Here is a 12,092-nt window from a genome sequence, read left to right as displayed (position 1 = left end):
TGCCCTCATCGATCCGAGCATGACAGTCGCCGAGACCACCGGTGGCGTGGTGCTCCGTCGCGCGCTGCGTCGACAGCGGGCCCGGGTGGCCGCCGGCATCGCGCTGCTCTGCACCCACCAGGCCACCGAAGCCCTCGTCCCGGTGGCCATCGGCGTGGTCATCGACCGTGCGGTGGCCACCGGGGACGTCCGCGCCCTGCTGCTCTCGCTGGCCGGCCTGGCCGCCCTGTTCACAGTGCTCGCCTTCGCCTACCGGGCCGGCGCACGACTGGCGTTCGCCGCCGTCGAACACGAGGCGCACGCCACCCGGGTCGAGATCGTCCGCAGCGCCCTCGACCCGCGCGGACGCCGGTCGGGCATGCGCGACGGCGAACTGCTGTCCGTGACGGCCTCCGACGCCGAGCTGTCCGCGCTCGTCGTGCGGGTCGCGGGACTCACCGCCGCGGCGCTCACCGCCATCGTGGTCGCGGCCGTCGCGCTGCTCGTCGTCGACATTCCTCTCGGCCTCGGGGTGCTCATCGGCGTACCCCTGCTGGTCGTCGCCCTCCAGCGGATGGCGCCGCTGCTCACCCGGCGCAGCACGTCGCAGCAGGAGGCGCTCGCCGCCACGACCGCCCTCGCCGTCGACCTCGTCAGCGGCCTGCGCGTGCTGCGCGGCATCGGCGCACAGGACCACGCCGCCCGCCGGTACGCGGGAGCCAGCCGTCACGCGCTCGACGTCACCCTGCGCGCCGCCACCACCAAGGGTCTGCACCTCGGGCTCACCACCACTGTCAACGGCCTCTTCCTCGCGACGGTCGCCGGATTCGCCGGTTGGCTCGCACTACAGGGCCAGCTCACCATCGGCGAGCTCGTCGCCGTGGTCGGGCTGGCCCAGTTCATCGCCGAGCCGGTGCAGACGCTCGGGTACTGCGTCCAGTTGTTCGCCATGGCCCGAGCCTCCGCGGGGCGGGTCGCCCGGGTCCTCGGCGCCGCGCCGGTCGTCCAGCCGGGCGACGCCGGGCCGCCCGCCCCGAGCCCGTCCCGGCTCGCCCTCGACGGGGTCTCGTACGCGGGCCTCGACGACGTCAGCCTGCGCGTCCGCGCCGGTGAGATCCTGGGCGTGCTCGCCTACGACCCGAGCGAGGCCGAGGCGCTGGTCGCGCTGCTGGCCGGTCGGGTGCCCCGGGCAGACCACCGGGGGACGGTCCGCGTGGACGGCGTGCCCGCCGACGAGCTGCACATCGACGCCGCACGCGCCGTGGTCCTGGTCGAGCAGCATGACGTGGCGCTGTTCGAGGGGACGCTGCGCGCCAACCTCAGCGCCGGCGCCTCCGTCGACGACGAGGTGCTGCGTGCCGCCGTGCGGGCTGCCGCAGCCGAGGACGTGCTCGCCGCCCACCCGCACGGATTCGACCGCCTGCTCACCGAACGCGGGGCGAACCTCTCCGGTGGGCAGCGGCAGCGGATCGGGCTGGCCAGGGCGCTCGTCGCCGACCCGGCGGTGCTGGTGCTGCACAACCCCACCACGGCGGTCGACGCGGTGACCGAGGGGTTGCTCGCCACGAGGCTGGCCGGGGCGCGCGGGGCGGGAAACCGCGGCACGGTGCTGATCACCACCAGCCCGGCGCTGCTGCGGATCACCGACCGGGTCGCGGTGATCGACCGGGGACGGGTCGTCGCCGAGGGTCCGCACGAGCGGTTGCTCGCCAGCGACGCCCGCTACCGGGAGGAAACCCTGCGATGACGTCCGAGCCGATCACCCGGCACCTGCTGCCGACGGCCACCGGCCGGCAGACCTGGGCCGCCCTCCGTACCGAGCTGGCCCTCCTGCCCGGGCTCAGCGCCGTCGCCGGCACGTTGCTGGTCGTCGCCGCCGCGACCGGGCTGGTCGCCCCCTGGGTGCTCGGTCGCCTCGTCGACGACGTCATCGCCGGGACCGACACGCCTCGCGTGATCGCCTGGGCCGGCGTGATCGCGGGTGCCGCCGTGCTCGCGGGACTCCTCACCGCGGCCGGAGCGGCGGTCGCCGCGCGTCTCGGCGAGACCGTGCTGGCCCGACTCCGGGAGCGGGTCCTCGACCGCGCCCTGCACCTGCCGTCGGCCACCCTGGAGCGAGCCGGGACCGGGGACCTGGTGGCCCGTGCCGGCGACGACGTGGCAGTGGTGACGAATGTGATCGCCACGAGCGGCCCCGCCTTCCTCGGCGCGCTGCTGTCCGTCGTGCTGACCGCGGCGGGGCTCTTCGCCCTCGACTGGCGCCTCGGCATCGCCGGGTTGGTCGCGGCCCCGGCGTACGCGGTGGCGCTGCGCTGGTACCTCAAGCGGTCGGTGCCGTACTACGCCCGCGAGCGGGTGGCGACGGGCGAGCGCGCGCAGGCGACGGCCGAGGCGCTGCGGGGCGCGGCCACCGTGCGCGCCTACCGGATGGAGGACGCCCACGTCGCGCGGATCGCGGAGCGCTCCGGCGTCGCCCGCGACCTGTCGCTGGAGATCTTCGGTCTCTACACCCGCTTCGGGCTGCGCATCAACCGCTCGGAGTTCGTGGGGCTCGCCGCCGTGCTGCTCGCCGGCTTCCTACTGGTACGCGGCGACCTGGCCACCGTCGGCGCCGCCACCACTGCCGCCCTCTACTTCCACCGCCTCTTCAACCCCATCGGCCTGCTGCTGTTCGAGTCGGACTCGGTGTTGCAGGCGGGGGCCAGCCTGGCCCGACTCGTCGGGGTCACCACCCTGCCGGACACCGCGACCCCCGCCGGCACCGCGACCAACCGCCACGACCGGGGTGCACCGGCGGCGCTGGAGGTGACCGTCGGGCAGCACCGCTACGACGACGGGCCGGTGGTGCTGCGGGACATCCGCCTGCGTCTCGCCCCCGGAGAGCGCGTCGCCCTGGTCGGCGCGAGTGGCGCGGGCAAGAGCACCCTCGCCGGCATCATCGCCGGCATCATCGCGCCCACCGACGGCGCGGTGACCCTGCGCGGCGTGCCGCTGACACAGCTCGACGAGCACCGCCTCCGTCGCGAGATCGCCCTGATCAGCCAGGAGGTGCACGTCTTCGCCGGGCCGCTCGCCGACGACCTGCGCCTCGCCGACCCGGACGCCACCGACGCCGAGATCGCGGCCGCCCTCGACGTCGTCGGCGCCACCGAGTGGGTGCGGACCCTGCCGGAGGGCCTCGCCACCGCGGTGGGGGAGGGCGGGCGGCAGCTCACCTCGGCCCAGGCCCAACAGCTCGCGCTGGCCCGCCTCATCCTCGCCGATCCGGCCGTCGCGGTCCTCGACGAGGCCACCGCCGAGGCGGGCAGCGCGGGCGCGCGCGACCTCGACCGCGCCGCCGTGGCGGCCACCGAGGGCCGTACCACGCTGATCGTCGCCCACCGACTCAGCCAGGCGGCCACCGCGGACCGCATCGTCGTCCTCGACCAGGGGCGTGTCGCCGAGCACGGCACGCACGCCGAGCTGCTCACTGCCGGGGGCGGGTACAGCCAGCTGTGGCGCTCGTGGAGCATGCCCGACCCCGTGGTCCCGAGAGAACGCGAGAGCGCGGACCAGCCCGTCTGGAGCTGAGCGGCCCCGGTTCCCGTCACCTCGGACATCCGCGAGATCAGTCGAACGGGGGAACCCCGGGAACTTTTCCGGACCGGCCGGCGACCACCAGAGTGCGCGGCCGACCGGCGGCGTTCCGACGACGGCATCTCGGCATGAAGGAGCGCCCGTGGCACACAGGACGGTGGTCTGTGCGGAACGGCGTCGCTGACGACGACCAGGTGACCCGGTGGGCACGGGAGGCGGGCCAGGGTGACCGGCAGGCCGCCACGGCGTTCATCCGGGCACTACAGGACCAGGTCTGGCGGTTCCTGTCCCACCTGGCCGGGCCGGGAGAGGCCGACGACCTGACCCAGGAGACGTTCCTACGGGCAATCCGCAACCTGCCCGGCTTCGCCGGCCGCTCGTCGGCCCGTACCTGGGTGTTCACCATCGCCCGGCGCGTCGCCGTGGACCACGTCCGGACGGCGGTGGTCCGGCCGAGGATGGCGTCGGTGCCGGACTGGCAGGCGGCGGCCGAGGCCGCCGGTGCGATCACCGCCGGTGCCGACGAGGGCGTGACCCTGCACCAGTTGATCGCCGGACTGACCCCGGAGCGCCGCGAGGCGTTCGTCGCCACCCAGGTGCTCGGCCTGTCCTACGCCGACGCGGCGGACGTCTGCCAGTGCCCCGTCGGCACGATCCGTTCCCGGGTCGCCCGGGCGCGCGAGGACCTCGTCGCCGCCTGGCAGGCCGACACCGACCCGGGCCACGGGCGACGAACCGGCTGAGGTGGATGCTGCCGCCATGAGTGCGCCCCCGACGAGGTCGTCTCGCTCATCCACGAGCTGCTACGACACGCCACCTGACCGAGGGCTGCGGGCGGCAGCCCCCGCTCGGTCAACGGGATGGACGGGGCGTGCCCAGCTTCCTAAGATCACGCCGGTGAACACCGAACCGCTCAACGTCGCCGGCGTGGCTGGCCCGATCGTCATCGCCACCAAGGCATTCCTTGGCCACCCTGCCGTCACCGTGGGCGGAGTACCGGCCCCCAGGACGGGCAGACGCTACGCGTTGCCGACGGTGGACGGTGGTGTCGTCCAGGCCACGGTACGCAGCGTTCTCGCCGACCCTTACCCGACCGTGGAGGTCAACGGTGTGCAGCACCGGACCGGGCCCCCCATGCCGATCTTCCTGCGCATCCTGGTTCTGCTGCCGATCCTGCTGTTCACCGTCGGCGGCATCCTGGGCGCGCTGGTCGGGGTGTTGGGCGTCTGGGCGAACCTGACGGTCGCCCACACCCGGATGACAACCGCCGTCAAGGCGCTCGCCATGGTCGGCGTCGGTATCGGCTCGGTCATCGTCTGGCTCGCCGTCGCCGTCGCGCTGAACGCGGCGCTCAGCTAGACCGCCAAACGGTCAGCACCACCGGTCGACGACCGGTGGTGCTGACGCGGTGCGGGCGTTCCGGCCGCTCTACCCCAGGCGGGCCTCGATGGTCTCGATGATGCGCGGACGCAGCTCAGCGGCGCGGATGACGGCGTCCACCGAGCCGACCTCGACGGCCCGGTGGATGTTGTGCACCCGGTCGAACTCCGCGGCCACCTCGCTGAGTTTCTCCGCGCGCACCGACGAGCGCAGCTCGTCGAGTTCCGCGGTCAGCGCGGCGCGTTCGGTGCCGGCCGAGGCGGCGGTGCGGGCCTCCAGGTCCCGCACCCGCGCGTCGGCCGCCGTACGGGCGTTGACGTCGGCGGAGAACACCACGGCGGCGGCGGGTGCGCCACCGAGCACCGAGGCGAACGAGCCCTCCAGCGCCAGCACCGTCATGTTCGGGTTCAGCGCCTTCGAGAACACCACGAACGCACCGCCGTGGTAGCGCGAGATCACGCAGAAGACGATGGGCCCCCGGAAGTTCACGATCGCCCGGCCGATCTCGGCGCCGTACTCCAGTTGCAGCTTGCGCATCGACTCCGGTGAGCCGTCGAAGCCGGACAGGTTCGCCAGCACGACGAGCGGCCGGTTGCCGCTGGCCGCGTTGATCGCCCGCGCCGCCTTCTTCGACGAGCGGGGGAACAGCGTGCCCGCCGTGTAGGTGTCCGGACCGTCGGTGGGCGGGAAGCCGTGCCGGGGCACCGACCGGGACTCGATGCCGAGCAGGCAGACCGGGATGCCACCGAGGTGGACGTCCTGCACGACGGCGGTGTCCGCGTCCGCCATGCCGGCCCAGCGCTCCAGCACCGGGTGGTCCTGGTCGGAGAGGGCCCGCATCACCGTACGGATGTCGAACGGCTTCTTGCGGTCCGGGTTGGACTCGACGGAGAAGATCTCCCCGACGGTGGCGAAGGCGCTGCCCGCCACGTCGTGCGGGAAGTTGGAGATGTCGCGGTCGGCCGGGTCGGTGGTGACCGCCCGCCGGGGCGCGTCCTCGCCGGGCGCGACGTACGTGTGGTCGTAGTGCGCCATCACCACGTCCCGTGCGGCCGTCAGGTTCGGCGCCCAGTACTGCGCCTGCCCGTTCGGCCCCATCACCCGGTCGTAGCCGCCGATGCCGAAGTTGTCCTCGGCCGACACACCACCGGAGAAGTCGAGCGACTGCTTGCCGGTGAGCACCATCGCCGAGTCGGGCGTCATCACCAGGATGCCCTTGGTGTGCATGAGCATCGTCGCCTCGGCGTTCCAGTACGGCTGGGCGCCGACGTTGATGCCCGCGACCACGATGTTGATCTCACCGCCGGCCTGGGTGAACTCGACGATCCGCTTGAGCGCCGCAGCCACCCAGTCCATGTTCTCCGTACCGGAGGTCATCGAGATCCGGGCCCCGGCGGACAGCGCCCACCACTCCAGCGGCACCTGCATCCGCTCGGCCAGGTCCAGTGCGGCGATCACGCGCCGGCACTCCGGCTCGGACAGGGCGCCCAGCGACTTCGTCGGGTCGCCGAGCAGCACCACCCGGGTGACACCCTGCGGGTAGCGCTCGGTCGGCGTGGTGACCACCCCGGCGACGATGGCGGCGCTGTTGCGCCCCTTCGGCCGGTCCACCGGCACCAACACGTGATCGTCGTCGAGGTCGTGCTCGACGAAGTCGCCGAGCCGGCCGGTCAGCTCGTACGGGTACACGGTGTTGCGGCTGCTGGCCCGCAGCACCTTGAGCCGGTACTCGTCGAGCGGCTCGATCGGCTCGACCGGCGGCTCCCCGACGGCCAGCTCGGCGCCGCCTGCGGCGTCGAACGAGATCCGTACGGCGATCTTGGTCAGCTCGCCGGTCCGGCGGTCGCGCTGGCGCGCGATGAACAGGATCTCCTCCAGGCCGGCGCCCGCTGTCGTCGGGCGGACCCGCCCGGCGATCATCTCCATCTCCTCGCGGGTCAGCTCGCTCGGCGGCCACACGTAGACCACGATGCGGTTGGTGTTGAAGCGCGTCTTCGAGGGCCGCCGCGACTGGGCGCGGCGGATCGAGTCGAGGCAGGCGGCGATGGCGTCCTCGGTCGTCGGCAGCGCGACCAGGCGGCCGTCCTGCTCGCGAAGCTCGGTCAGGTCACGCACCTGCGCGAACGCGACGAGGCGCTCGTCGGCGCGGTTCTCCCGGGCCACGCACTGGAAGAGGTAGACCTCCTCGTCCGACGACGGCAGCCGGGTCAGGTCGAACTTGTGCAGCCGCTCCAGCTGCATCCGCTGCGCGATGTACGGGTGCAGCCCACGGATCAGCCGGTCCTCGGTCAACTGGGCGCCCGACGGGCGGAAGGTGAAGTGGTGGTGCATCACCGCCCCGCCGCGACCCGCGACGGTGGTGGTGACCCGACGGACCTGGGGCGGCAGCGGGTGCGCGGCGATGACCTCGGCCAGCGCGGCCGCCATCGCGTCGAAGTCCTCCGGCTGGTTCTCCCAGCCGAGGTAGATGTCGGCGTCCACGGCGTCCTCGCCGGTGGCCAGCTCGGCCAGCCCACGCAGGGCGCTGCCCAGCGAGTCGAAGCTGACCGCGGCGGAGACCACGCTGGAGTCGGCGCGCTCGGCGACCACGAACGTGCAGTCCGCGACCTCGCGGGTGAGCACGCTGGTGAGCGACCGGTTGCCGTAGTACCGCCGGGTCAGCACCTCCAACATGACCGCGTTGTCGAGGTGGTCGCGGACGAGCCGCTGGCCGAGCAGCCGGACCAGCGGCTCGGTGCTGCGCACCATCTCGGCGATGCGCTCGGCGCGGTCCGGCGCGTCTGGGTGCGCGTCGAGGTGCCGCAGGTGCCCACGGACCTCGGCGTAGACACGGGCGCGGTTGCGGCGCAGCAGCGGCTGGGCGAACCAGGCGAACACCACGCCGCGGGCGAGGTCCGCGACCACGGGGAAGCGGACCTGCGTCGCGGCGATCAGCCGCTCCAGCGCGAGGCCGGCCGGTTCGCGCAGCGTCTCGTCCGGCGGGGTCTCCCGCAGCCACGCGCGCAGCAGCGCCGTGATGACCTGCGCGTCCGCGGAGGCGCGCTGCTGGGCGAGGAAGATCCGGAAGACGGCGGCTTCGAGGGCGGGGGTGCGGTCCAGGTCGGTGACACCGTACCGGCCGAGTGCCTTGCCGAGCCTGGTCTGGAAGGCGTCCGGCAGCCCGGCCCGCTCGACGTCGAGGCTCTGCAGGTAGGTGTGGAAGTACTCCCGGGCGCTGTGCACGTGCGCGGCGCCGCCGTCCTCGCCCGTCGGCCGGTTGCGGCTCAACTCGGCGAGATCGGCGAACACCTCGATGAGGTCGAGTTCGGCGGCCAGGGGCCGCTGACCCGCTTCGGTGGCCGCCCGCCGCGCGGTGAGGTAATCGTCGAGCACCCGGCGGTCGTCGTGCGGGTCGACGTCGAAGCCGAGCAGCAGACCCCGCAGGTCCTCCTGGCCGCGCCTGCTGCGCTCGTACGCCGGGATGTCCGCGGCGGCGGTGGGCAGGTCCAGTTCGACGGTCTCGGTGCCCGGGTCGTCAACGGTCTCCTCGGCGTCGTCCGCGAGCGGCTCCAGGCGCAGCAGCGGCGCACCGGCCTCCACCTGGCTGCCCACCGACACGGCGCACTCCTTGAGCCGCGCCTTGAACGGCGCCCGCAGCACCGTCTCCATCTTCATCGCTTCCAGCACCAGCACCGGCGCGCCCGCCTCGACCTCCGCGCCGACCTCCAGCGGCGTGGCGACGACCAGCGCGGGCATCGGGGAGCGCAGGACGCCACCCTCGTCCCGGCTGACCCGGTGCGTCACGCCGTCCACCTCGACCAGGTGGGTCGGCCCGTACGTGCCGGTGAGCAGGCGGTAGCGGATGCCGTTGACGACGATCTGACCGGTGTGCCGGTCGAAGCGGTCGAGTTCGACGTCGGCGGTGCGCACGACGGGGCCGGTCTCGATGCCGACCCGGAACCGGTGCGCGCCGACCCGCGCCACCCGGGTGCGGTAGCCGACGCCGCGCAGCTTGAGGTCCAACGGTCGGCCGCTGGCGTGCTGCACCTGCGGGCGCCCGCCGGCCGCCGTCGACAGCAGCCGCTGCCGCTCGACGCGCTCCTCCTCCTCGTACGCCTCGATGGCGGCGGCGGCCAGGGCGACGGCGGAGTGGCGGTGCGTGACGAGGCGGCCCTCGCCGCGGACGCGGTCGATCCAGCCGGTGTCCGCGCTGGCGTCGATCACCTCGGGCTGGTCGAGCAGGTCGAGCACGAAGCTCTTGTTCGTCGCCCCACCTTCGATGATCACCGTGGTGTTCGCCATGGCCCGGCGCAGCCTGCCGAGCGCCTCGTCGCGGTCACGGCCGTACGCGATGATCTTCGCGATCATCGAGTCGAAGTCGGCCGGGATGGTGTCGCCCTCGCTGACGCCGGTGTCCACCCGGATGCCGGGGCCGCTGGGCAGGTCCAGCCGGGCGATGCGGCCGGGGGAGGGGGCGAAGTCGCGGTCGGGGTCCTCGGCGTTGAGCCGCGCCTCGATGGCGTGCCCGCGCTCGGCCGGCGGCGCACCTTCGAGGCGCCCGCCGGAGGCGACGTGCAGCTGCGCCTTGACCAGGTCGAACCCGGTGGTCAGCTCGGTGATCGGGTGCTCGACCTGGAGGCGGGTGTTGACCTCGAGGAACGCGAACAGCCGGTCCCCGGGGTGGTAGAGGAACTCGACGGTCGCCGCGCCTCGGTAACCGACAGCCACGGCCAGCCGCTCGGCCGACGTCTTCAGCTCGGTGACCTGCGTCGGGTCGAGCACCGGCGACGCCGACTCCTCGATGACCTTCTGGTTGCGTCGTTGCACTGAGCAGTCGCGGACGCCGAGCGCCCACGCGGTACCCTGCCCGTCGGCGATCACCTGGACCTCGACGTGCCGCGCCCCGGTGACCAGGCGCTCCAGGAACACGATGCCGCTGCCGAACGCCCGTGCCGCCTCCTGGCTGGTGCGCTCGTACGCGTCGACCAGCTCGGCCTCGTTCCTGATCACCCGGATGCCGCGCCCGCCGCCCCCGGCGGTCGCCTTCAGCATCAGCGGGTAGCCGACCTCGGCCGCCGAGGCCTGGGCGGCGGCGAGGGTCTCGACGGCGCCGCGGCTCCACGGCGCGACCGGCACGCCGACCTTCTCGGCGATCAGCTTCGAGCCGATCTTGTCGCCGAGCTGGCGCATGGCGTCCGCGCTCGGTCCGACGAAGGTGACACCGATCTTCTCGCACAGCTCGGCGAACGCCGGATCCTCGGCGACGAAGCCCCAGCCGACCCACGCGGCGTCGGCCCCGGTCTCGGTCAGCGCGCGCTCCAGCACCGCCAGGTTGAGGTACGGGCGAGCGGACGCCGGGCCGAGATCGTAGGCGATGTCCGCCTCGCGGACGAACGTGGCGTTGCGGTCGACATCGGTGTAGAGAGCCACGGTTTCGAGCTGGATGCCGGTCTCCGCGGCCAGCTCGCGGACCGCGTGGATGAGCCGCATGGCGGCTTCACCACGGTTGACGATGGCGACACGGTTGAACACCCGAAGAACCCCTTAGCTAGACCTCGACCTGCGTGCCGAGAGACGACGGCTCCCAGCAGTGATCACCTTTCCGCGTGGCGGCGGCCAGCGCTATGGCGCAACCACCGAACCCAGCGTCCCTCAGTTGTAGGAAGTGCACAAAACTTTTTGGCACCCCCGGGGACGCGCCGACCGATCCGGCCGCTCCGGCAGTTGATCAAGACGGTGCGGGCGGTTCACGTCCGCAGCCTCCCGTGTTCACCCCCGGGTGATCGGCTGACCAGGAAGATCATCGCCGGTCCGGTCAACCGCCGGCCCGGCTCGACCATCCCGGCCCAGGCCAGGAACGCACCAGGAAAGGAGCGGCAATGAGGGCACCGCACCTCGTACGCCCACGTCTGGCGCTGCTGCTCGCGGCGGGACTCACCGCGCTCGTCACGCCGGCCGGCGTCGCCCACGCCGCGACCGCCACGGTACCCGCGACGGGCACCCCGATCACCATCACCTCGACCGCGCAGCTCGCCCCCGGCGTCACGTACGGCTCGTTCGAGGTGAGCACGCCCCGGGGCGTCACCGTCGGTTACCTGCTCACCGCCGACCTGAAGAAGAACAAGGTCTCCCTCGACCTGCTGCACCCCGACGCGGTGGCGCAGCGCACTGTCGTCTCGGCGATGACGAACGAGCAGGGCGCCGTCGCCGGCGTCAACGGCGACTTCTTCAACAACAGTGAGACGCACGCCGGCGTCACCCCGACCTACTCGTCGTCCGGTCCGGAGATCGCCGACGGCGAGGAGTTGAAGTTCGCGGTGCCGACCGCGCAGCGTTTCGGCCCCGGCCTGGCCCCGGGCACCTCGACCCGGGACGTGTTCGGCGTCGGCGTGAACGGCAAGGCGCGCGTCGACACCCTGAGCCTGGACGGCGAGGTGCGCAGCGCGAAGGGCACGATCGCGCTGGGCGGCCTCAACCAGTACGCGCTCCCGGTCGACGGCGTCGGCCTGTTCACCGCCGACTGGGGGACCGCCTCCCGGGTCCGGTCCACCTGCGGCACCGACACCAGCCGCAGCGACCCGTGCAGCACCCACACCTACGAGGTGACCGTACGCGACGGTGTGGTGACCGCGGTCGGCCCGGCGCCCGGTGCGGGCGCGATCCCGGCCGACACCCAGGTGCTGGTCGGCCGGGAGGGCGGCGCGGACGCGCTCGACGACCTCGCCGTCGGTGACCGGGTGCAGGTGCGCGAGAAGCTCGTCTCCGCCGGCAAGCCGAAGCTGACCTTCGCGGTCGGTGGCGCGCCGATCCTGCGCGACGGTGCGCCGCTGGCCGGCCTGGACACCAGGACCGCGGCGGTACGCAGCGCGGCCGGTGTCAGCCCCGACGGTCGGACCGTGTACCTGGTCGCCCTGGCCGGCCGCGCCCCGGCCAGCGCCGGGTTCACGATCGCCGAACTGGCCGACCTGATGCGCTCGCTCGGCGCGGACGCCGCGGTGAACCTCGACGGCGGCGGGTCGAGCACTGTCGCCGTCCGCGAGCCGGGCCAGGCCGTGGCCACCGCCCGCAACAGCCCATCCGACGGTACGGAGCGTCTGGTCGCCAACGGCATCGGGATCTTCGTGGGCAGGCACTGATCGGTGCACCGTTCGAATTCGCCCCGCCCGTTGCCGCCGGAC

General features: G+C 73.2%; 6 protein-coding genes. 5 read left to right on the top strand and 1 reads right to left on the bottom strand.

Features of this window, described 5'->3' with window-relative positions:
* Nucleotides 1-19 precede the first annotated feature (19 nt).
* The 4 genes from GA0070561_RS11940 (at nucleotide 20) to GA0070561_RS11925 (ending at nucleotide 4,914) form a co-directional block, all read left to right on the top strand.
* Complete coding sequence (locus GA0070561_RS11940) at nucleotides 20-1,726, top strand: ABC transporter transmembrane domain-containing protein (protein WP_091399627.1); 1,707 nt, start codon at nucleotides 20-22, stop codon at nucleotides 1,724-1,726.
* Nucleotides 1,723-3,549, top strand: a complete 1,827-nt coding sequence (locus tag GA0070561_RS11935) for an ABC transporter ATP-binding protein (protein ID WP_091399624.1) — start codon at nucleotides 1,723-1,725, stop codon at nucleotides 3,547-3,549. Before GA0070561_RS11940 ends, GA0070561_RS11935 begins: the two co-directional genes overlap by 4 nt.
* A gap of 170 nt (nucleotides 3,550-3,719) precedes the next feature.
* The gene (locus GA0070561_RS11930) at nucleotides 3,720-4,298 is read left to right on the top strand and encodes a sigma-70 family RNA polymerase sigma factor (protein ID WP_244166161.1); all 579 of its coding nucleotides are present in this window, start codon (nucleotides 3,720-3,722) and stop codon (nucleotides 4,296-4,298) included.
* Nucleotides 4,299-4,452: 154 nt separating this feature from the next.
* A complete protein-coding gene (locus GA0070561_RS11925) occupies nucleotides 4,453-4,914 on the top strand; it encodes a hypothetical protein (RefSeq protein WP_091399619.1) in 462 nt (153 codons plus the stop codon).
* A gap of 69 nt (nucleotides 4,915-4,983) precedes the next feature.
* On the opposite strand, the gene GA0070561_RS11920 is transcribed toward GA0070561_RS11925, so the two are convergent.
* A complete protein-coding gene (locus tag GA0070561_RS11920; RefSeq protein ID WP_091399617.1) occupies nucleotides 4,984-10,446 on the bottom strand; it encodes an ATP-binding protein in 5,463 nt (1,820 codons plus the stop codon).
* Between the two features lie 347 nt (nucleotides 10,447-10,793).
* On the opposite strand from GA0070561_RS11920, the gene GA0070561_RS11915 reads away from it, so the two are divergent.
* A complete protein-coding gene (locus GA0070561_RS11915; protein WP_091399615.1) occupies nucleotides 10,794-12,050 on the top strand; it encodes a phosphodiester glycosidase family protein in 1,257 nt (418 codons plus the stop codon).
* The last annotated feature ends 42 nt before the right edge of the window (nucleotides 12,051-12,092 follow it).

The sequence above is a fragment of the Micromonospora saelicesensis genome (assembly GCF_900091575.1).
In the GTDB taxonomy this organism is placed as follows: domain Bacteria; phylum Actinomycetota; class Actinomycetes; order Mycobacteriales; family Micromonosporaceae; genus Micromonospora; species Micromonospora saelicesensis.
Note: the sequence above shows the minus strand (reverse complement) of the source record. Positions and strands in the feature narration are given on the sequence as shown.